The 22,518-nt window shown below is 45.7% G+C and carries 20 protein-coding genes; 17 read left to right on the forward strand and 3 right to left on the reverse strand.

What is annotated here, in order from left to right; all coding sequences use genetic code 11:
- Positions 1–7: 7 nt before the first annotated feature.
- Genes ilvC through leuB form a run of 3 tightly spaced genes read left to right on the forward strand, consistent with a single transcriptional unit; the run spans position 8 to position 3,695 of the window.
- Positions 8–997: a ketol-acid reductoisomerase gene (ilvC, locus tag ABLT31_RS18310; protein ID WP_367754226.1), complete on the forward strand. Its 990-nt coding sequence runs from the start codon at positions 8–10 to the stop codon at positions 995–997.
- Positions 998–1,029: 32 nt separating this feature from the next.
- Positions 1,030–2,589, forward strand: a complete 1,560-nt coding sequence (locus tag ABLT31_RS18315) for a 2-isopropylmalate synthase (RefSeq protein WP_367754228.1) — start codon at positions 1,030–1,032, stop codon at positions 2,587–2,589.
- A gap of 26 nt (positions 2,590–2,615) precedes the next feature.
- Positions 2,616–3,695, forward strand: coding sequence for a 3-isopropylmalate dehydrogenase (leuB, locus tag ABLT31_RS18320; RefSeq protein WP_367754230.1), 1,080 nt, complete (start codon positions 2,616–2,618; stop codon positions 3,693–3,695).
- Between the two features lie 60 nt (positions 3,696–3,755).
- On the opposite strand, the gene ABLT31_RS18325 is transcribed toward leuB, so the two are convergent.
- Positions 3,756–4,151, reverse strand: a complete 396-nt coding sequence (locus ABLT31_RS18325) for a sigma-w pathway protein ysdB (protein ID WP_367754233.1) — start codon at positions 4,149–4,151, stop codon at positions 3,756–3,758.
- A 183-nt stretch (positions 4,152–4,334) separates the two neighbouring features.
- Here ABLT31_RS18325 and ABLT31_RS18330 point away from each other — a divergent pair, with 183 nt between their 5' ends.
- On the forward strand, positions 4,335–6,095 hold the full coding sequence (locus ABLT31_RS18330) for a B12-binding domain-containing radical SAM protein (protein WP_367754235.1): 1,761 nt from the start codon (positions 4,335–4,337) through the stop codon (positions 6,093–6,095).
- Between the two features lie 56 nt (positions 6,096–6,151).
- On the forward strand, positions 6,152–7,231 hold the full coding sequence (locus tag ABLT31_RS18335) for a M42 family metallopeptidase (protein WP_367754237.1): 1,080 nt from the start codon (positions 6,152–6,154) through the stop codon (positions 7,229–7,231).
- A gap of 131 nt (positions 7,232–7,362) precedes the next feature.
- On the opposite strand, the gene sspI is transcribed toward ABLT31_RS18335, so the two are convergent.
- Positions 7,363–7,584, reverse strand: a complete 222-nt coding sequence (sspI, locus tag ABLT31_RS18340; protein ID WP_367754239.1) for a small acid-soluble spore protein SspI — start codon at positions 7,582–7,584, stop codon at positions 7,363–7,365.
- Between the two features lie 394 nt (positions 7,585–7,978).
- Here sspI and ABLT31_RS18345 point away from each other — a divergent pair, with 394 nt between their 5' ends.
- The 7 genes from ABLT31_RS18345 to ABLT31_RS18375 all read left to right on the forward strand — a co-directional run bounded on the left by ABLT31_RS18345 (position 7,979) and on the right by ABLT31_RS18375 (position 14,509).
- A complete protein-coding gene (locus tag ABLT31_RS18345; RefSeq protein WP_367754241.1) occupies positions 7,979–8,638 on the forward strand; it encodes a potassium channel family protein in 660 nt (219 codons plus the stop codon).
- Between the two features lie 13 nt (positions 8,639–8,651).
- A complete protein-coding gene (locus ABLT31_RS18350; protein WP_367754243.1) occupies positions 8,652–9,437 on the forward strand; it encodes a TrmH family RNA methyltransferase in 786 nt (261 codons plus the stop codon).
- Between the two features lie 363 nt (positions 9,438–9,800).
- On the forward strand, positions 9,801–10,835 hold the full coding sequence (gene pheS, locus ABLT31_RS18355; RefSeq protein ID WP_367754246.1) for a phenylalanine--tRNA ligase subunit alpha: 1,035 nt from the start codon (positions 9,801–9,803) through the stop codon (positions 10,833–10,835).
- Between the two features lie 13 nt (positions 10,836–10,848).
- Complete coding sequence (pheT, locus tag ABLT31_RS18360) at positions 10,849–13,278, forward strand: phenylalanine--tRNA ligase subunit beta (RefSeq protein ID WP_367754248.1); 2,430 nt, start codon at positions 10,849–10,851, stop codon at positions 13,276–13,278.
- Positions 13,279–13,394: 116 nt separating this feature from the next.
- A complete protein-coding gene (gene zapA, locus ABLT31_RS18365) occupies positions 13,395–13,664 on the forward strand; it encodes a cell division protein ZapA (protein WP_367754250.1) in 270 nt (89 codons plus the stop codon).
- The gene (locus ABLT31_RS18370) at positions 13,661–14,224 is read left to right on the forward strand and encodes a CvpA family protein (RefSeq protein WP_367754252.1); all 564 of its coding nucleotides are present in this window, start codon (positions 13,661–13,663) and stop codon (positions 14,222–14,224) included. Before zapA ends, ABLT31_RS18370 begins: the two co-directional genes overlap by 4 nt.
- Positions 14,225–14,311: 87 nt before the next feature.
- Complete coding sequence (locus ABLT31_RS18375; protein ID WP_367754254.1) at positions 14,312–14,509, forward strand: small, acid-soluble spore protein, alpha/beta type; 198 nt, start codon at positions 14,312–14,314, stop codon at positions 14,507–14,509.
- A gap of 55 nt (positions 14,510–14,564) precedes the next feature.
- On the opposite strand, the gene ABLT31_RS18380 is transcribed toward ABLT31_RS18375, so the two are convergent.
- Positions 14,565–14,912 carry a phage holin family protein gene (locus ABLT31_RS18380; RefSeq protein ID WP_367754475.1) on the reverse strand — a complete coding sequence of 116 codons (348 nt, stop codon included), beginning with the start codon at positions 14,910–14,912 and terminating at the stop codon, positions 14,565–14,567.
- A 122-nt stretch (positions 14,913–15,034) separates the two neighbouring features.
- Between ABLT31_RS18380 and ABLT31_RS18385 the strand changes: the two genes are divergently transcribed.
- The 5 genes from ABLT31_RS18385 (at position 15,035) to ABLT31_RS18405 (ending at position 22,386) form a co-directional block, all read left to right on the forward strand.
- Complete coding sequence (locus ABLT31_RS18385; protein ID WP_367754256.1) at positions 15,035–17,389, forward strand: endonuclease MutS2; 2,355 nt, start codon at positions 15,035–15,037, stop codon at positions 17,387–17,389.
- A gap of 79 nt (positions 17,390–17,468) precedes the next feature.
- Positions 17,469–17,876, forward strand: coding sequence for a DUF350 domain-containing protein (locus ABLT31_RS18390; RefSeq protein WP_367754258.1), 408 nt, complete (start codon positions 17,469–17,471; stop codon positions 17,874–17,876).
- 299 nt (positions 17,877–18,175) lie between these two features.
- A complete protein-coding gene (locus ABLT31_RS18395; protein WP_367754260.1) occupies positions 18,176–19,477 on the forward strand; it encodes a nucleotide sugar dehydrogenase in 1,302 nt (433 codons plus the stop codon).
- 17 nt (positions 19,478–19,494) lie between these two features.
- The gene (locus ABLT31_RS18400; RefSeq protein WP_367754262.1) at positions 19,495–20,853 is read left to right on the forward strand and encodes a glycosyltransferase family 4 protein; all 1,359 of its coding nucleotides are present in this window, start codon (positions 19,495–19,497) and stop codon (positions 20,851–20,853) included.
- 129 nt (positions 20,854–20,982) lie between these two features.
- The gene (locus tag ABLT31_RS18405) at positions 20,983–22,386 is read left to right on the forward strand and encodes a hypothetical protein (RefSeq protein WP_367754264.1); all 1,404 of its coding nucleotides are present in this window, start codon (positions 20,983–20,985) and stop codon (positions 22,384–22,386) included.
- The last annotated feature ends 132 nt before the right edge of the window (positions 22,387–22,518 follow it).

The raw sequence follows: 22,518 nt of genomic DNA on the forward strand, positions 1-22,518 counted from the left end.
ATAAACAATGGTAACTATGTATTATGAAAAGGATGTAAATCGTCAGGTATTAGAAGGAAAGACAATTGCTGTAATCGGATATGGAAGCCAAGGTCACTCTCAAGCTCAAAACCTAAGAGACAGTGGATTCAACGTTATCATCGGACTTCGTCCAGGACGCTCTTGGAACCAAGCGGAGCAGGATGGTTTCCAAGTATTCCCTGTAGCTGAAGCTGTAGCACAAGCAGATTTAGTACAAATTCTTCTTCCAGACGAAACGCAAGCGAAAGTTTACAAAGAAGATATTCAGCCTAATTTAAAGAAAGGCGCTGCCCTTTTCTTCTCCCACGGATTTAACATCCATTTCGGACAAATCCAGCCACCAGCTGATGTTGACGTTGTAATGGTAGCTCCAAAAGGACCAGGACACCTAGTTCGCCGCGTATTTGTTGAAGGTTTCGGAGTACCAGGTCTTATCGCTGTAGAACAAAATGCTTCCGGCCAAGCAAAGGAAATCGGATTGGCTTATGCAAGCGGAGTTGGAGCTACTCGTGCGGGTGTTATTGAAACAACTTTCCGTGAAGAAACAGAAACTGACTTGTTCGGTGAGCAAGCTGTCCTTTGCGGAGGAACTGCTGAATTGGTAAAAGCAGGTTTTGAAACATTGGTTGAAGCTGGATATAAGCCAGAAATCGCTTATTTCGAGTGCTTGCATGAATTGAAGCTTATCGTTGACTTAATGTACGAAGGCGGATTGGAGTACATGAGATATTCCATCAGTGATACAGCTGAATTCGGGGATTACAGCACAGGTAAGCGAATCGTGAATGAAAATACAAAAGCAGAAATGAAGAAGGTATTGGCTGAAATCCAAGACGGTACTTTCGCTCGCAATTGGATCCTTGAGAACCAATCGAACAGAGCAGCGTTCAGTTCTCGCCGCCGTATCGAGAGCGAACACCAATTAGAGCAAGTAGGTAAGCAATTAAGAGAAATGATGGCTTGGATTAAGAAGTAATAAAATTAAAATGCCGTGGAGGTGGTAGCACCATGCGAAAAATTGAGATCTTTGATACAACTTTGCGTGACGGAGAGCAATCCCCGGGCGTCAACCTGAGTACGGACGAGAAGATCGAGATTGCTTTACAGCTAGAAAGACTAGGTGTAACGAGGATGGAAGCAGGATTTGCTGCTGCTTCCCCCGGCGATTTAAGATCTGTACAGGAAATTGCTAAGAGGATCAAGAATTCGACCGTAGTAAGCCTATCACGATCCGTCCAAAATGATATCGACAAGGCCTGGGAAGCATTGAAAGGTGCTGAAAGTGCTTGTCTTCATGTTTTCATCGCGACATCTCCCATTCATAGGAAGCACAAGCTTCGCTTGAATAAGGAGCAAGTAATTGAACAGGCGGTTGCTGCTATCAATTATGGGAAGAAATTCTTTTCCCAAATTGAATTTTCAGCAGAAGATGCCGCACGCACAGAAATCGATTATCTTTGTGAAGTAGTCGAAGCTGCGATTAAAGCAGGAGCCAAGATTATCAACATTCCAGATACCGTTGGGTATATGACGCCGCATGACTATGGAAATATCTTTAGGCAATTGAGGCAGAATGTACCTGGAATCGAAGAAATTAAGCTAAGCTGCCACTGCCATGACGATCTTGGAATGGCTGTAGCTAACAGCTTGGCTGCCATTGAGGCGGGGGCTACGCAAGTAGAGGGAACGATCAATGGCATCGGCGAACGCGCGGGGAATGCAGCATTAGAAGAAGTGGCGCTGGCGCTTGAAACCCGCAAGGATTACTATCAAGCAACAACAGATTTAAATCTTGTTGAAATTGCCCGCACAAGCAAGCTTGTCAGCCGCCTAACGGGAATGATAGTTCCAGGAAATAAGGCGATTGTAGGCGCGAATGCTTATGCTCACGAATCAGGCATTCACCAGGATGGGGTACTGAAAGAAATTACGACTTATGAAATTATCCGCCCTGAATCGGTCGGCATCAAGTCTAACAAGCTGGTCTTAGGAAAACACTCCGGCCGCCATGCATTCAAGGATAAGATTTCAGAACTCGGATACCACCTAGAGCAAGAGCAAGTCGATGAAGCTTTCAAGAAATTTAAAGATTTGTGTGATAAAAAGAAGGAAGTTTCCGATGAGGATATCATTGCCTTGCTGGATGCGAAAATTGTGGAAATCCCTGAAACCTACGTTCTTGAATCCCTGCAGCTTTCTTATGGGAATTTGTCCGTACCAACGGCAAGCGTGAGGGTCAGATTGGCGAATGGCGAGCTAAAGGAAGAGGCTTCCGTAGGAAATGGGTCTGTTGATTCCATTTATAAAGCCATCGACCGAGTAACGGAAGAAGAAGTAAGCTTAGATGATTACAAGATTGTTTCCGTTACACATGGTAAAGATGCCCTAGGGGAAGTGTATGTCAGACTTAGCCAAAACGGAATTTCTGTCCAAGGGCGGGGAGTTAGTACGGATGTACTGGAAGCGAGCGCTAAAGCTTATATCCGTGCAATCAATAAGATCATTGCCAAACGAGGAGATGCAGTGGCCATCTCTGACCAAGAACCAATGAGTACGACACTAAGCTAGGACAAGAAAAGAGGCTGGAAAGAAAGATGAGAGAATTTAAAATTGCTGTCCTGCCGGGAGACGGAATTGGACCAGAGGTTATTGAGCAAGCCATTAAGGTATTAGCTGTTGTTGCAGAACAAGAACAAGTTAAGTTCAATTTTGAATATGGCCGTCTTGGCGGATGCGCTATCGATGAGGATGGAACTCCGCTTCCTCAGGCTACAATCGATATTTCCAAAAATGCCAATGCCGTCCTTCTTGGTGCCGTTGGAGGTCCAAAGTGGGATAATAACCCAGGACATCTTCGCCCTGAAACAGGTCTGTTGGGTATTCGTAAAGCGCTTGGCTTATATGCGAATCTTCGTCCAGCCATGATGTTTGAATGTATGGCTAAAGCTTCCTCATTAAAGGAGGAGGTTGTGGCTGGGGTAGACCTCATGGTGGTTCGAGAGTTGACTGGCGGAATCTACTTTGGTGAGAAGAAGAGATACCAGGATGAGAATGGCCGCGATGTAGCTGTAGACACCCTCATTTACAATGAAGATGAAGTGGAGCGCATCGCACGAACTGCCTTTGAGATCGCTCGTAAGCGGGATAAGAGACTAGTCTCCGTCGATAAGGCGAACGTGTTGGAGAGCTCCCGTCTATGGAGAAGCGTAGTGGATAGAGTGGCTGCGGACTACCCAGACGTAGAGTTAAGCCATATGTTAGTCGATGCTTGCGCGATGCAATTGGTTCGTGCTCCGAAGCAATTTGACGTTATTGTAACAGAAAACATGTTTGGGGATATCCTAAGCGATGAGGCTGCCATGTTAACAGGTTCTATCGGAATGCTGGCTTCTGCAAGCCTAAGTGATGGAAGTCTCGGATTATACGAGCCGGTTCATGGATCTGCGCCTGATATTGCAGGAAAAGGAATTGCGAATCCAGTAGCTACCATTCTTTCTACAGCCCTTATGCTTCGTTATTCTTTAGGGTTGGATGCAGCTGCTCAAAGAATTGAGAATGCAGTAGAGAGCATCCTGAATAAAGGAATCCGCACCGGCGATATCGCTGAAGATAAGGATAGCGCAGTAGGAACTGAAGAAATGACCAATTTCATTATTGAAGCCATGAAGCAATAATTGCGATTGGCATTAGAAAGGGGCTGACTCCATCGTATGAGTCAGCCCCTTTAATTATGGCTAGCGATCACTGATTCTATCTTGCAAAAATTCCTTAATGGGACTTTTCCACGAAATCTCTGCAAATGGATATCTTCCGTGAACCAGTTGCTTAAGGTCCTCAAAGTCCTTTTTTTCCAGGCCAACTAATTTCTGATTGTCTCTCGCCCAAATATGAATCTTGATGATTCGAAAGGCATCCGGCGTGGTACCCATATACTTTTCCCCTTCGAACAGTACCCCTTTATAGGCAATCAGGATATTTCGATGGACACTGCTCTTATCGTCCATGATCAGTGTTCGTTTTTCTTGGAGAGCTTGAGCAAGCTTACGCTGAGGATTTAAGAAAAATCGAAAGCACCAGTAAAAAGCAATCGCTATAAGGATGAATAATAACGTGCGAAAGATAAGAATCAAGGTCCTTCCTCCAAACTATGGCGAGATTAGAACAGCTACCTTTATATACGGATGGATGCTGCAAATAGATTCATTGAATTTAAACTTAATAGTGAGATAAAATGAAATGATCGCCAAGGTGACTAAAACCTGGTCCCGGAGGCAAAACCAATAATAACCGCGAAAGGGAAGGAGGTTTACGTTGTGAATACGGTTATTGCAACCTTGAATGCCAAATACATACATTCATCATTAGCCCTTCGCTATCTGAAAGCCTATTGTCAGAAGGATTTCCCAATTGAGATGAGGGAATTCACGATAAAAGACACACCGATGAATATTGTGACCGACATATTTCTTCACGAGCCTGATGTGGTGGGTTTTTCCTGTTATATCTGGAACATCGAAGAGACCATTATCGCTATTGATATGCTTAAGAAGATTAGGCCCGAACTGAAGGTGGTACTAGGGGGACCAGAGGTCTCTTACGACGTGGAATACTGGATGGAGAGACTGCCTTCCGTTGACTTTATCGTGGTGGGGGAAGGGGAGGAGACGTTCCATCACCTGCTGCAGGAGATCTCAGGTGATCAAAAATACCATATGGTTTTTGGACTGGCCTATCGGAAAGACGGGACAACCGTAATCAATCCTCCGCGACCGAAACTGGAATTAAATGATATTCCTTCCCCTTTTCAAGGATTTGAGGATATCCCTGAGCTGCGAAACAGGGTGGCCTATTTTGAAACCTCAAGGGGATGTCCTTTTTCTTGCAGCTTTTGTTTATCCTCTATCGAGGTCGGGGTTCGATACTTTCCTATCGAGCGAACCAAGCAGGAACTGAAATATTTGATAGACAATGGGGTCAAGCTGATCAAGTTTGTGGACCGGACCTTTAATATTAAAAGGGATTATGCATTGGAGATTTTTGAATTTCTTATCCAAAACCATAGCGGTACCGTCTTTCAATTTGAAATTACGGCGGATATCATGCGACCGGAAGTATTAGATTACTTAGCCAAAAATGCCCCTCCCGGGATTTTTCGTTTTGAAATCGGGGTTCAATCCACAAGGGATGAAACAAATCTGATCGTTAATCGGAAGCAGAATTTTCAAAAGCTCAGCCATACGGTAAAGACAGTGAAAGAAGCAAAAAATATAGACCAGCACCTTGATTTGATTGCTGGACTTCCCGAAGAGGATTATCAGTCTTTCCGAAAGACATTTAACGATGTTTTTGCCTTGCGGCCAGAGGAACTGCAGCTAGGCTTTTTGAAGATGCTTAGGGGGACAGGGGTCCGCTTGAACGCAGAGAAGTATGGGTATGTGTGGATGGAGCATTCTCCCTATGAAATTTTGGGCAATGATGTTTTGCCATTTAGCGATATCATTAAGATTAAAAGGGTAGAGGATGTGCTGGAAAAATATTGGAATGCCCATCGGATGGATCTGACCCTTGAGTTTCTCGTTACGCGAACATTTGAAACCCCTTTTGACTTCTTCCAGCAATTTGGGGACTATTGGGAACAACGAGGCTGGCAAAGAATTGGGCATCAGCTTGAGGACTTATTTACGAGGCTGTATGACTTTCTCAAAGAGGCTCAGGTCGAAAACCTTTCGGTTATTAAGGGCTTGATGCAATTGGATTACTTCCTGTCCCAAAAGAATAAGCCGCGTAAGACTTGGTGGACGTTTGACATGGAAAAGCAGGAGCAGCAGCGCTATATGCGTCTTGTGGCGGACAATCCTTTATGGTTAGGAGGAGAGTTTGCCGGCTTGGGCTTGGATGAAAAGGCGCTTCATAAGCATGCGGTTCTCGAGGTGATTCCTTTTGATTTGCCGCTTTACTTAGAGCAAGGGGAAATTAAGGAAGAGCCTCATTTGTTAATTGTCTATTATGGTACAGGCAAAGGGCCAGTGTATTTTACGGGTGCTCTATCCAATGTGCAAATACTGGAAAATTAAGTTATAATGAATGGAATAGGGCATGATAAGCCCCAACCGTAATAAGGAGGGATAGAATGGAAGATAAAACTTTAGAGATGTTTAAAGAACTGACGGAGACTCCTGGGGCTCCAGGACATGAAGGACCTGTTAGAGAAGTGATGAAAAAGTACATATCTCCTTATGCGGATGAGGTATATACCGATAATTTGGGAAGTTTGATTGCTAAACGAACCGGCAATGTAGAAGGACCGAAAGTGATGGTAGCCGGGCACTTGGATGAAGTGGCATTTATGGTTACGATGATTACGGATAAGGGATTTTTGCGCTTTCAGCCCCTTGGGGGCTGGTGGGAACAAGTCATGCTAGCCCAAAGAGTAACTGTTTTGACTCGGAAGGGGCCGATTGAAGGAGTGATTGGATCCACACCGCCACACATCCTTTCGCCTGAGGCGAGAAGAAAACCGGTTGATAAGAAGAATATGTTCATTGATATTGGCGCCTCCAGCCGGGAAGAAGCTGAGGATTTTGGTGTAAGGCCAGGGGACACCGTCGTACCGATTTGTCCTTTCACGGTCATGAAAAATGAGAAGCTGATGATGGCGAAAGCTTGGGATAACCGAATTGGCTGCGCTATTGCGATTGAAGTCCTTCGTCGTTTAAAAGAGGAAGGTCATCCCAACGAGGTTTACGGCGTCGGAACCGTTCAGGAAGAAGTCGGGCTGCGTGGAGCGCAAACGTCCGTTCATGCTGTAGGGCCAGACATTGCTTTTGCTGTCGATGTCGGTATCGCGGGGGATACGCCAGGAATCAAGAAGGAAGATGCACAGTCTAAGCTTGGGGGAGGACCTCAGCTTTTATTGTTTGATGCTTCCATGATTCCACATCGGGGGTTGCGCGACTTTGTGGTAGAAACGGCGGAGCAGTTGTCCATTCCTTACCAGTTCGATACCGTGGCTGGTGGAGGGACTGATGCTGGTCGCCTACACCTGCATAACAAAGGGGTTCCTTCCATGGTTATTAGTATCGCAACGCGTTACATCCATAGCCATGCGGCGATCCTTCATCGGGATGATTTCGAGAACGCGGTTAAGCTATTGGTTGAGGTCATTAAGCGCTTGGATCAAGCCAAGCTAGAGGAAATAAAGCAGGTTTAGTTGCTTTGAGAAAAACAGCTCCTTTGTTGTTCATTTATACAACGAAGGAGCTGTTTCTTTTGGTCAAACTGCAAAAGGGCAGGAAGTTGCCCCCTGCCCAAATGAGGAAAAAATAAATGTTTAGCAAGTGGTTATTTCTGTCCTAGCCCCTGATGCAATAACTGCAACATTTCACCTTGCTTGGAAGGATCAGATTGGTTCCAGAGAACTTCAAACAGAACTCCGAGTCCAGGTAGCGTCTTGTCTTCTTGGCTTTCAATGGCATCGACGATGGTGCTTCTCAATTCGCCAAGGGATGAATCAGCGACATTGGCAATGACAGCTTGCCTTAAGTTAACTTGGCTGATACTCATCTTTAAGCGCGGCCTCCTTTTGTTGGATTTAATAAGGCGGGGACATCGGGCTAAATGGAATGAGGCAGGGTTGAGATAACAGGAGAAAGTCCGACTTTTTTTAAAAATGGATAATTTTTAGCGGAAATAGTTAAGGTTTAGCCGGAAAAAGTCCGCTTATTTTACACTTCTTCAGTCTAAAGTGGTTGGATAGTCGGAATAACTCCCGTTATCAACCAGCCTGCCCCCCTTGAAATGCCTACCATCCCCTATTAGATCTAATAGTTCATCACTTTTCTATTGTTTGTGACCTACCCCCTTTTCATCCTGACCCTAAAAAAGATGATTCCATTCGCATTCCTAAAAATGGCTATGCTATAATGAAGCATTATATCCGGTACAGGGGGAAAAATTCATGGCTGCGAAGACATTTGCGGTTATTGGGATGGGGCGTTTTGGCTCTAGTGTCGCAAAGACCTTATATGAGATGGGCTATGACGTGATGGCGATTGACTCCAGCGAGGAGAGGATTCAGGAGCATATCCAATATGTTACCTACGCTGTTCAAGCGGATTCGACCGATGAGCATTCGCTAAAGGAATTAGGTATTCGGAACTTTGATGTTGTTGTCGTGGCAATAGGTGAAGATATCCAGGCAAGTATACTGACATCACTCATCCTCAAAGAACTTGGAGTTAAACAAATTGTTGTAAAGGCCCAAAACGAACGCCATGGTAAAGTCTTATATAAAGTGGGAGCAGATCGCGTGGTTTTTCCCGAAAGAGATATGGGAAGCCGTGTCGCGAATAATTTAGTATCGCCTGGAATTCTGGATTTTATCGAACTGGCAGAGGACTACAGCGTAGCGGAGATTGCAGCTACGGAACGAATGGTGGGCAAGAATCTCATTGAGTTGAACATTCGGGCCAAGTTTGGCGTCAACGTAATGGCGATCAAGAGCGGGCCTAATATCAATATTGCCCCGAAAGCGGAGGACACCATTGCAGATGGGGACATCCTGGTGGTCATCGGTCATAATATAGACTTGAAGCGCATGGAGGAAAAAACGAAATAGGAGTGATTTGTGCGTGTGGGAAACCATCCAGTCCGTTCAAAATACAAAGGTAAAAGAGTGGGCCAAGCTGAGCACAAAAAAAGGCAGGGAAAAAGAGGGGGCTTTTCTCATTGAAGGACCCCATCTCGTTGAGGAAGCATTGAAAAGTGGAGCAGACGTCCGCGTGATTCTAATCGAAGAGGGATATTCACTCCCAAGCGGATTGGAACAGTCCATTTCGGATTTTCAGGGCTTAATCTATCGGATTTCAGAACCTGTGGCAAAAAAACTTTCCGAGACGGAAAATCAACAAGGCGTTTTTGCGGTGGTAGAGATATCATCCAGCTCCTTAGATGAATTACTGGTGGGCACACCCATCCTTTTATTATTGGATGCGGTACAGGACCCAGGAAACTTGGGAACAATCATTCGGACAGCAGATGCAGCGGGAATTCAGGGTGTGATCATGGGAAAAGGAACGGTTGACTTATATAATGCGAAAACGGTTCGCTCAACGATGGGGTCTATCTTCCACATTCCCATTTTCCAGGCCGATTTGGAGTTGCTTTGTTCGAAATTAGCCAGCCAGGATTTTAGACTGATCGCTACGAGCCTAGAGGGGGCAGTCGCATACGATGAACCTATATATGAGGGCAGGGTAGCCATTATTATTGGCAATGAAGCCAATGGGGTATCTTCTGAGGTTCTGAGACACTGCAAAAATAGGGTGAAAATCCCTATTTATGGCCAGGCAGAGTCCCTCAATGCAGCCATGGCCGCGGGAATCATCATGTATGAAGCAGTACGTCAGAGAAAGTAAAGTTGCAACCCATGACCTGATTGATTATAATAAATTTTGAAAATCAAAACGAATGTCAAAAGCTTTGATGGAGACTAGTACATAGGACGTTCTACGAAGTTACGAGGGAGTATTGTCCCGTGGTGACGACATAGGGAGAGAAGGTCGCGACTGAAAGCCTTCTTACGCGTAGGAACCTAAAGAATTCACTCCTGAGCTGTCCCCTGAAATGAAAAGTAGGGGGTACCGGTTTAGAGTCCGTTAACTCGATTAAGTGAGAGCGTAAGTTCATTTTCAGGCTTAGCTCTAATAAGGGTGGTACCGCGACCTCTCGTCCCTTACGGACAAGAGGTCTTTTTTATTTTTTAGCAGGGAGGAAAGAATGTGCGAGATCAATTAGTCGAACTCAAGAGCCGGGCGTTGGAGCAGCTCCAAGCGGCAGGCAATTTGAATGAACTCAATGAGTTAAGAGTCAAGTATCTGGGAAAAAAAGGCGAGCTTACAGATATCATGAAGGGAATGGGCAAGCTTTCCCCGGAAGAGCGTCCGTTGATGGGGCAGCTCGTGAATGAAGTTCGTGATGCTTTGGAGCAAGTGCTGGAGCAAAAGAAGGAATCCTTTGAATCGGCAGCTTTACAAGAACAATTGAAGAGCGAGCGGCTCGATGTCACGCTCCCAGGAAGAAAGCTGTCTAAAGGAAATAAGCATCCGTTAACTCAGATTATCGAGCAAATTGAGGATATATTTATTGGATTAGGCTTTGAAATAGCTGAAGGGCCAGAGATGGAGACCGACTATTACAATTTTGAAGCTCTCAATTTGCCAAAGGATCATCCTGCCAGAGATATGCAAGATACCTTCTATATTACGGAAGACCTACTCATGCGTACCCATACCTCCCCTAATCAGGCGAGAGTCATGGAAAAGAAGCAAGGGGAAGTGCCTGTAAAAATTATTTGCCCGGGTCGGGTATACCGAAGAGATGACGATGATGCGACACACTCTCACGTCTTTACCCAAATCGAAGGCTTAGTCATTGGCAAGGACATTCGCATGAGTGACCTGAAGGGAATTCTTCTTGCTTTCTCCCGTGAAATGTTTGGTGAAGATGTCAGTATTCGCCTGCGGCCAAGTTTCTTCCCTTTCACAGAACCAAGTGCAGAAGTGGATGTTACCTGTGCAGTGTGTAAAGGGGACGGCTGTCGCGTGTGCAAGGATACCGGCTGGCTTGAGATATTGGGTTCAGGGATGGTTCATCCGAAGGTATTAGAAATGTCAGGCTATGATTCAGAAAAATATACAGGCTTTGCCTTTGGAATGGGTGTAGAGCGGATCGCCATGCTGAAATATGGCATCGAGGATATACGTCATTTCTATAACAATGATATTCGATTCTTAAAGCAATTCAATCGTAAGTAGGTGGTGAAAAATTATGAAGGTTTCCTATAACTGGTTAAAGCAATATGTAGATTTGGAAGGAATTGCACCGCAGGATTTAGCGGAAAAGCTAACGCGCAGCGGGGTTGAAGTCGAAAGCGTGGAATCCCGGAATAAAGGGGTATCCAAAGTTGTCATCGGCCATGTCGTGGAGAGGGAAAAGCATCCCGACGCAGATAAATTAAACGTATGCCAGGTTGAAGTCGGAGAGCCGGATCGGCTTCAGATCGTCTGCGGTGCGCCGAATGTAGCCGCAGGTCAGAAAGTTGTCGTCTCGGTGGTTGGGGCAGAGCTGCCGGGAGGATTAAAAATCAAGAAAGCCAAATTGCGCGGCGTGGAATCCCAAGGGATGATCTGTTCAGCGAAAGAGCTGGGGATTAATGATAAGCTTCTTCCAAAAGCCCAGCAGGAAGGGATCATGGTTTTGCCGGATGAAACCGAAGTGGGGCAAGACGCACTCGCTTATCTTGGATTGGACGATTATGTTTTAGAGTTGGGACTGACGCCTAACCGCTCGGATTGCTTGAGTATGGTCGGCGTGGCTTATGAGGTAGGAGCTATTTTAGGGCGCTCCGTTAATCTGCCGCCGACTGCAGTCGAGGAAAGCCCAGACAGCTCGATCAGCGGAAAAGTTCAAGTAGCTATTGATGCACCGGAGCACTGCACGCAATATACTGCTCGCTTAATCTCTAACATTAAGCTTGGATCTTCACCGCTCTGGATGCAAAGTCGCTTGATAGCAGCAGGCATTCGCCCTATCAATAACATCGTGGATATCACCAACTATGTGATGCTGGAGCAAGGCCAGCCCTTGCATGCCTTCGATTATGATCAGGTCAAGGATGGTCAGATCGTAGTACGGCTAGCCAAAGAGGGCGAAAAGCTAATTACTCTTGATGATGTAGAGAGAACGCTGGACGGAGAAATGCTGCTCATCACGGATGGAACGAAACCGGTTGGTATCGCCGGAGTGATGGGTGGTGCCAACTCGGAGGTTTCTGAGCAAACGTCAACGATTTTGCTTGAATCCGCTCATTTTAGCGGAAAATCGATTCGCAGAACGGCCAAGAAGCTAGGGCTTCGTTCGGAGGCCAGCCTTCGATTCGAGAAAGAAGTCGATCCGGAAGCCGTGATTCGCGCACTTGACCGAGCATCCCAGCTCATGGTTGAATTGGCTGGCGGCACGGTAGCCCAAGGGATGGCGGCAGCTGTAGTCAATGAACATAAAAGGGAGCAGGTAACCCTTCGTTTATCTCGCTTAAACATGCTTTTGGGAACTTCTCTGGAGGCCGAACAGGTGGAATCCATTCTTCGCCGTTTACAGTTTGAATTTACGAGCAACGGGGAAGATTTCCAGGTTGAAGTCCCTTCTCGCAGGCAGGATATTACCAGAGAAGTGGATTTAGTGGAAGAAATAGCGCGTCTCCATGGCTATGATCACATCCCGACAAGTCTGCCGATTGGGCCTTCTACTAGGGGAGGACTAACGGATTATCAGGCCTTCCAGCGGAATATCCGGAACTTGTTGACTGGAGCCGGATTATACGAGGTGTCTACGTACTCTTTTACGAACGAGCAGATCATGTATGACTTTGCCTCCTTGTATAAGGAAACCAAAGGTATCCCTCTCGCCATGCCAATGAGTGAAGAGCGGAGCCATTTGCGGGTGAACCTGCTTCCTCACCTGTTGGAAACAGCGGCGTACAACCGCAATAGGCAGAATCTTGATGTAGCCATTTTTGAACTTGGCCGGGTATTTATCAGTGAAGAAGAAAAGTTAAGTGTCCTTCCTCAAGAAAATCTGGGCCTCGCTGGTCTCCTAACGGGAAATTGGGCGGGAGAGCATTGGGCCTCTGCCGTGGAACGCGTAAACTACTATCATGTAAAAGGCCTTGCAGAGCTATTGCTTGAAAGCTTTGGAATCCGCCAAGTACACTATAAGCAGGCTGAGGATCTGAAGGGAATGCATCCTGGAAGAACAGCGGATTTATATATCCAAGATGAACGCATCGGTTATCTTGGTCAAGTTCATCCGGAACTTCAAAAGAAATATGATATTGAGGAAACTTATGTGTTCTACCTAGACGTTGAAAAACTCTTTAGTCATGTTGACAGCATTAAGCAATATAAAGTGTTGCCTAAGTATCCGGCTAGTACCCGAGATCTCAGCATCGTAGTGGATAAAGAAGTTGCTTCAGCTGCCTTGCAGCAAGTTATTGAGGAACAAGCGGGGGACATTCTTGAGAGAGTGCAATTGTTCGATGTCTATACGGGAGAAAAAATTGGAGAAGGCATGAAGAGCATGGCCTTTTCCTTAGTTTATCGGAGAGCGGAAGCCACATTAACGGATCAGGAAGTTAATGAAGCTCATGAACGAGTCGTGCAGGGGCTTGCGGAACAATTTAAGGCTCAGCTGCGATCCTAGATTGAAGGGTGGGGGATTCCCCATCCTTTTTTCTTTTTCAGTTCCACAGCTTTAACAAAAAATGTATAATTATTAGTTGTAAGGACAAGCTGATATTTGGAAGGGGTAATGAAGTCGTGCGTGAGGATGAAAAAGTTAAGATAACTGTTGATATATATGGACACCAATACCGTATGGTCGGAAAGGCAAGTGTTGCCCATTTGCGTTCAGTGGCTCATTATGTAGATGAAAAAATGAGATTCATTGCTAACGGGAACACCCGCTTGGACACGGCAAAAATTGCGGTACTCTCTGCTGTCAATATCGCGGATGAGTATTTTCAGCTCAAGCAGGAGTATGAGGAATTGCTTCGCATTTTGGAGGAGGAGGAAAGACGCAAGGAATGAATACTGTCGATATGGGTCTTATCGGCCTCTTTTTAGTTGGCCTTTTCTATGGACATTATAGGGGGTTTGTCAAGCTTGCTATCGGATTAGTAGGGCTGACGGCTTCCCTTGCTATTGCTTACTCCTTCTCACAGGACACCGCGGTCTTCCTGCAAGAGCAATTTCCTCTCCCGAAAGAAAGTGCCAATCCTCTTTTTCAAGCAATACTGAGTATGGATTCTTTGCACCGATTGGTTTACTCCGCGATAGCCTTTATTTTGTTATTCTTTATGGTCCGCTTTCTCTGCAGGATCCTAGGCAAAGTACTGCAGTCCTTTGCCGAACTGCCGATCATCTCCCTTCTGAATCGTTGGCTTGGAGCCATTTTAGGAGGGCTTTTGATGCTGATGGCTGTGGTTATATCTGTACATTTGGCGGATATGGCTCCGGATGGAAAGTGGAAAAAAGCCTATTACCAATCCGTCATTGCCCAATATTTACTGGAGCTGTCTCCTTTTATTTCCCAACAAATTCGAATGGTTCCAAGTCCCCGCCCACAAGACCGGAGCGATATCCTTTAGTGCCCATGAACCCCTTAATTTTCAGGGCATGAACCTTATGCTCGAAAGGCATTATAAAGGTACACTCAATTAAAGGAGGTTTGCTAAATGGCTAACCGAAACAAATTGATTGTTCCCCAGTCTTCTTCCTTAATCGACGAAATTAAGTATGAGATCGCCAACGAGTTTGGTGTTTACGATTTTGGAGCGTATGCCACAGCTCGCGGAAACGGATCTGTTGGCGGAGAGATAACCAAGCGTCTGGTTAAAATGGCAGAAAGCGCCTTGGCGGGTCAGCAACAGTAAGACCAATTTCATATTATGGAATAAAAAAGAGACTGCATGCAGTCTCTTTTTTTATCTAATTTTTTTCCCAAAAGCGTGATTTCGCAGGAAGAAATAAGTCGATAATTCCAACTAAAAGCGAAGCGAGCAATGCGCCAATCAAGGTGGCGCTCACTCCGTTTACAATGAACTTAGTGAAATAAATAATGAGCGCGGTAGACAAAAAACCTGTAATTCCCCTTCCGTATGGAGAAAGTTCGCCTCCAAAAAACGCCTCGAAAATCCATCCTAAAGCTGCAATTACGGCGGCAGCGACAAGGGCGGTGGAAAAACCCCGGATAGTAAAACCCGGTACAAGGAAGCCTACAAAGTAGAGCACGATGGCGGCTATGAAAAATCGAGCAATATGGCTAACCCATGCCATCATTACCATTCCTTCCCTTAGGAGTACATATAGTTTTTCCAATCCTGGCATTGCCTATACTTTTCTGTTAGGCAATGAATGAGATATAATAGATCAGATATTGTTTGAAAGGGGATTCCGCAGTGGAAGAACGCTTGTATCGGACACTTGAGTTTACAAAAGTGATTCATCAACTTATGGACAACGCCTCTTCCTCTTTAGGAAGAGAAAAAATAGAACAGCTGGCGCCAACTTCTGATTTAAATGAAGCGCGTTCCAGACAGCAATTAACGTTTGAAGGGTATACCGTTCTCCGGTTGAAAGGAAGTGTGCCTTTTGGCGGGATTCGGGATATTCGCCGGTCCCTGTCCAGGGCTAAGCTAGGCGCTTCGCTTAATACGGGAGAGCTTCTCGATGTCGCTGGCACCGTTTACGGAGGCTGGAGACTAAGAAGATACATTGAGGCCTTATTGGAACAGCAGGATCTGCCGATGCTGAATGAATTAATCCAGCAGATCGAGCGGCTGCAAAAAGTAGAGGAAGAAATCAATGACTGCATTGATGAGCATGGCGTTGTGATGGACAGTGCCAGTCCTGCTTTAGGACAAGTCCGTTCTCAAATTCGGGCGACAGAAGGCAGAATAAAGGATCGGTTGGAAAATATCATCCGCTCGACTTCATATCAAAAGATGCTTCAGGAAAACATAGTTTCCATCCGCGGGGATCGCTATGTCATCCCGGTCAAGCAGGAGTACCGCCATGTTTTTGGCGGCATGATCCATGACCAGTCCGCCTCAGGGGCAACGCTTTTTATCGAGCCGGAAGCCGTCGTACAAGCAAACAATCAGCTTCGTGAGCTTCGCTTTAAGGAAGAGCGGGAGGTAGAAAAGATCCTTCAGGCCTTAACGGGTATCGTAGCGGAACATGCGGAGGTGCTGGGACATAATGTAGCGGTACTGGCAGAGCTTGATTTCACCTTTGCCAAAGCTTCCTATGCCCACCGCATCAAAGCTGTTCAGCCAAAGCTTAATGATAAAGGCTATATCAAGCTGAAAAAAGGCAGACACCCTTTGATTCCTCGACAGGAAGTGGTTCCCATCGATGTGGAAATCGGGAGAAATTGCACATCCCTGGTGATTACAGGACCCAATACGGGAGGAAAAACGGTCACATTAAAGACGATTGGACTCCATGCATTAATGGCGGCTTCCGGTCTTCATATACCGGCAGAAGAAGATAGCGAAATGGCTGTTTTCGCTGGCGTTTTCGCTGATATTGGAGATGAGCAAAGCATTGAGCAAAACCTAAGTACCTTCTCAGGGCACATGACCAATATCATCCGAATTTTAAGGGAGATGGACAGCAATAGCCTGGTTCTCCTGGACGAGCTTGGAGCGGGGACAGACCCGACTGAAGGGGCTGCCCTAGCGATGGCGATTTTAGATCACATGTACAGGTTAGGGGCAAGGGTTGTTGCAACCACCCATTATAGTGAGCTCAAAGAGTTTGCCTATAACCGGCCTCAGGTCCTGAATGCGAGTGTTGAATTTGATGTAGAGACGCTTCGCCCTACCTACCGATTGCTGGTCGGGGTTCCCGGACGAAGTAATGCCTTTGCTATCGCCCATCGTTTGGGATTGCCTGAGGACATCATTGAGGACGCCAAGCAGCACGTGAGCATGGAAGACACAACAGTTGAAAATATGATTGCTTCCCTAGAGGAAGATCGTTTAGCGGCAGAGCAAGACCGGCTGAAGGCGGAAGCTCTCCGCAAAGAAATGGAATCCCTTCGGGATCAGCTGGAACAGGAGAGGGCCGCTTTTGCCAAGGAAAAGAACGGACTTCTGCAGAAGGCAGAGGAGGAAGCTGCACGCTCCGTAGCTAAAGCGAGGAAAGAGGCGGATGAGATCATTTCTGAGCTTCGAAAGATGGCTCAAGAAGAACAAGTGGGCATTAAGGAGCACCGATTAATTGAAGCCAAGAAAAAGCTTGAGGAAAGCGTCCCTTCCTTTGAACGGGAAAAGGAAAGAAAAAAGGCGGTACGGGATAAAGATACATTCAAAGTAGGGGATGAGGTCAAGGTACTCTCTATCGGCCAGAAGGGTGAGATTATTGCGGACCTTGGAAACCAGGAATACCAAGTGCAATTAGGGATTATGAAAATGAATATTAAGGCTGCAGACTTGAACTTGCTCAAAGCAAGCAAGAAAAAGGAAGTGGCCCCTTATACCCGCGTCAAATTGTCTAGAGAAACCATTCGCCCAGAACTAGACCTGCGTGGATTTACCATTGAGGATGCGGTTACGGCGATTGATAAGTACTTGGATGACGCCGTCATGTCCAATCTGCACCAAGTATCTTTGATCCATGGAAAAGGGACTGGGGCACTGCGAGTGGGAGTTCATAATTTCCTTAAAAAGCACCGGAGTGTCCAATCCTATAGGCTGGGAGGCCAAGGGGAAGGCGGCCTTGGGGCTACAATTGTTGAGCTGAAGTAAGACAAAGTGCAACCAAATCACTTCACTGCCGTATATTACAGGGGAATGAGCGCAACAAGCAGGGAGGAGGGGGTCCGCCGTGTCTGGTTTATTAGAAAATCCCTATATCTTAACAACGGCATTTTTTGCAGTAGCGATTTTAGCTCTAATTTTGTTTTTGACCATTTTCGAGCTGGTGACACGCTATGATGATTGGGAAGAAATCAAAAAAGGAAATGTTTCCGTAGCCATGGCTGTCGGAGGGAAAATATTAGGAATCACGAATATCTTCCGCTTTTCCATTGAAAGCAATGATACCATTGGGCAGGCACTGATATGGGGAGCTTTTGGATTTATACTATTGCTTATAGCCTACTTTATCTTTGAGTTCATGACTCCAAAATTTAAGATAGATGATGAAATCGCAAAGGATAATCGGGCGGTCGGATTGCTTTCGATGGTCATCTCGATCGGGTTGTCTTATGTGATCGGTGCCAGTATAGTATAATTTTATATTTGATGGCAAAATTTCTTTATTTACGTTAGGCAGAGAAATCGTTAATATGAAGGTAACAACCTAAGGGTTTAGGTTTGAGAGTGAATGGCGGCCATCTTTGGCCGCTTTTTTTTGAGCTAGTTGGAGAAAACCGCCGAATAGTGTATAATTCTTGAATAGTTGACACTTGGAGGACACGCATGTTAAAGAGGTTAACTCTTATACTACTTTTCTTTTCGATTCTTTTTTTACTAAGCGGCGCAGCCTATTGGTACATGACCACGAAATAGATGACCTTCGGAGGAATACATATGGAATCAGCTAAACAACTTAAGTTAGCCGTCATAGGAATGGGGTTTATTGGTCTGCCCTTGTCCTTAAGCTATGCAATGAAGGGGGCTGACGTTTACGGGATTGATGTCTTGCCTCATTTGGTAGAGGAAATCAATGAAGGGAAATCCCATCATCTTGAATATTATCAAGGGAAATCTCTTACAGACATTTTAAAAGAGCAACTGCAAGCAGGTCGTTTTAAGGCGACTACGAGCTATGAGGAAGCAGCAGGTCAGGTCAATGCATATATCATCACCGTCGGCATTCCTGTCGTCCATGGGGATCCTAATTTATCTTATCTAATAAGTGCCTGTGAACAATTGGCTAAGGTCCTGAAAAAAGGAGACAGCGTCATTCTTAGAAGCACCGTAGTTCCGGGAACAACAGAAGAAATCGTGCTCCCTCTGCTAGAGAAAAGCGGCCTTAAGGCAGGATCCGATTTTTACTTAGCCTATTCCTCTGAACGAATTGCGGAAGGAAAGGCTTTTGAAGAATTCATTAACATGCCGTTGGCCTTAGGAGGCATTAATGAGGAAAGTGCCCAAAAGGCGAGGGACATCCTAAGCTTTGTCACCGAAGCTGAAATTACCGTATCGGATATTAAGATCGTGGAAACAGCCAAAGTCATCGAAAATATTCAAAGAGACGTTAATATTGCAATGGTTCAGCAGTTTGCCCGCTTTGCGGAACGGATGGGGATGGACACGTTTGAGCTCATTAAGGTGGCCAACACCCATAAGCGCGTAAATTTGCTTGTTCCAGGACCAGGGGTTGGGGGGTATTGCCTTCCCAATGCTCTCTATTATCTGCAGCCTAAGGCCCGTGAATTGGGCGTCAATATTAATATGCTGGAATTGGCAAGAAAAATTAATGATTCGGTTCCGTCTACCCTTGTGGATATGGTAGAGGAAGAGCTAAAGCGGCAGGGAAGGTCTTTGGTGGGATGCCAAGTGGCTGTGTTAGGCTTAGCCATGAAAGACTTCTCCAACGATGACCGCATCAGTCCGGCTCATCAGGTGGTAGAAGTTCTGATGCAGCGCGGGGCCCATGTCAAAGCTTATGATCCGGCTGTACCGAGCGTTTATCCTTATAAAGTAAATAGTTTAAAAGAGGCCGTATCCGGTTCGACCGTATTGATTTATCTGAATGCTCAAGAGGATTTCTTGGAAATCGATTGGAATGAAGTGATGGAGCTCATGACAGATTCTCCTGTTCTATTGGATGCCAAGCACCGCATTCCTAGCCGTGTTTCTGCTCAAGCCAAACTGATTCGAATCTAATAAAAGTAGTGATAACGATGAACCAATCAAGGAAAGTACTTATCATCGCTTACCTATTTCCGCCTATAGGTGGCGGAGGGGTGCAGCGGGCCTTAAAAATGGCCAGGTATCTCGGCGATTTTGGGTGGGAGCCTCATATTCTGACGGTTGAGCCCAATTACCATGTTTCTTTGGATTACTCTTTGCTGGAGCAGCTCCCGGATGGGGTTCATATCCATCGCTCCCGGGAGATCTTCTTAGGAGCCCCGCCAGCAGCTGCCGGTGCAAAAATGGAACAGGCTGAAGCGGGAAGCGAGGCCATCGGGCTGACCGCCCGGCTGAAGAAGAAGGTGTTCCCAACCCTAAAAAAGTTAAAAAGGCATGTATTGGTTCCGGATGATCAAATCTTATGGTTTCCCTATGCCATGCGAAAAGGTCTTGAAGTGGTGAAAGAGCATCAAATCGATGTGCTGTTTTCAACGTCCGGACCCTATACTAATCATCTTGTCGGACTTTACCTCAAGCGGAAGACAGGGCTTCCTTGGATTGCGGATTTCCGTGATCCCTGGACCCAAAATATGCATCGCCCCGGGATCGCTTGGCGGGAGTGGCTGGAGGAGCGGTTAGAGAGGATGGTTCTGCGGGAATCAGATCTTCTGCTTACCGTCACTCAATCTTTTGCGGATAATTTCCAAGAGAAGTTTGAGGATGAAATTAAGCGGCTAGAGGTCATACACAATGGATTTGACCCGGAAGACTATAAGCAGCTGCAAGGGATAAAAACCGATCATCCGGAGCAATGTACATTTATTTATACCGGTATCTTCTATAAAGAACGCAATCCGCGGCTTTTCCTGCAGGCCATTAAAGAATTGATTGACGAGGGAAAGCTTGCCCGGCATGAAATTCGCATGAATTTTGCCGGTGTCTTTGATTATCCCGGCTATTCCGAAAATGCAGATTGGGTAGGGAAGCTGGGGTTAAATGATCTAGTTCATGTGCTTGGCCATTTGCCGCACCAAGCGGCACTCAAGGAATTGAAGAAATCAGACATTCTCTTGCTTATAGGGGATACCGCCCCTGATTCGGGGGCCTATATTCCTGGAAAGCTATTTGAATATATGGCAATCGCCAAACCGATCCTTGCCTTAAGCCTTCAAGGGGAATCGACGAGGATCATCGAAAGGTATCAGCTTGGCCAGGTTGTCGATCCAGGTTCCCTAAACGACATTAAAGCGGGGATCCTAGCTCTCTATGAACAGTGGAAAAACGGAAATAAGCAAGAGAAGGCAGCAGAGCGCCCATCGACTTTGATTTATGAAAGAAGAGAACAGGCCAGATTGTTAGCGGAATTGCTAGAGGAATTAAACCGAACAGCTCAAAAGAATAAGGAATAGAATGAAAAGGGTGTCCTGGAAGCCGTTGGCTTATGGGACACCCTTTTCATGTGCTGCTGCAGAGTAACAAACTTCCAGTTTAAACCGTCTAAATAAAGAGGAAAATATATTCTACTCTGGGAGGTGCACATGGTAAAAAAAGTATTACTTCTATTTGCACTCGTATTTCTTAATATGAGTATAGCCCCTATGAAAGCAGAGCCTGTCCTGCCCCTTCCTGCTGAAACGATGGAGGAAGCTGTTTTTGGAAATGGACAAGTCCGGGTAAAGGACGTCCGCTTTCCCAATGGCGATCAGTATTGGATAAAGCAATACCAATTCAAGTCCAATGTAAACCAGCCTTATACCGGGAAATTTGACATTCCGGGCAAGGAGGGAACATTTAAATATGTGGCTTTCGAAGAGGGACAAAGGGTTTGGAAGACCATTCCTCTTGAGGGGAAGCTGCCTTTGGCAGCGGGCTTTATTGACACGACGGAAGCTCATTGGTATATTAGCTATCCTGCAAATTTTGTCACAAATGATTCTTTCTTCACCATTACGGAGGTCAAGGGAGCTATACCCGTAGAGGTGACGGAAAGTGACAAGGGTTATACTCTGACTTATTCTTTGCAGCAAATCGCTGGCACGGCGGGAGAAATGTGGGCTACTGGATCCGTGGAGGAATTAGTTCCATGGAATGAGAATCCGAATATGGAGCCGGTCTGGTCTTTGCTGGATATGTCCAGGGATGGTAAATGGTCATGGGAGGGTATGCATGTCAAGGCGCCCAGCACCTATGAACCTACCGGAAATCTTGTGTACTATAGATTCCCTGACAACTTTATTGCCAGGTCCTTTGTTCGGACCGGAGGCAGCCGCATCGCTGAAAATCTGGGCTGGGTCATGCTGGACCAAGGCATAGACAATCAAAATGAGCATGGATATTGGCCAACGGGGCCGAAGTCAAAATGGCTCTGGAAGGATTACCAGATTGGCCCGAATTTTTATGATACGCGGTTTAATACCGACTTTGCCCGTTTGCTGTTAGACGGTTATGCGAAGTATGGGGATGAGAGATTTTTAGATTCCAGTCTGAATTATGCAAAGTGGTTAATGAATCATGCCAATACCCGGGGATATTTTATGAGGCAGCAAGAAGAGATAGGCGTATTAGTGTCTGATTACGCTCATCCGAGCGTACATAAGAAAACGCATGTATCGCTAAACCACCAGCTTAGCGAGATCAACTACTTTTTCGATTTGTTCCGATTGACTCACCAACCCTATTATCAAACTTATGCGAAAAACATGCTGAATGGCATCAAGTGGACAAAAGATAAGTGGTTAAAGAAAAATGGGGACTTGGAATACGGTTTGTTCAATGGGGTGGGGATGGGTCAGGATTATCCCTACTTGACGTATAACGACCTATGGGAAACGCAAAACATCCTGGAAGAGCTGTACGGTAGCCGAGATGCTGATTTAGACTTTCTTATGCAAGTGAAAAAGAAATGGATGGATCAAAATAAAATTACGGGATATAGGCAGTAAGGGCGTACAAATAACAGGACTTTCCTCCGGTTAATGATGAAAACTGAAAAATAAAAGGAGAATCTCCCTTTAATTTCCGTAAAACATACTTTTTTTGTACGTTTTGTAGAAATAAGCGGATTTTCTCCTTTT

This window comes from Ammoniphilus soli (genome assembly GCF_040813775.1).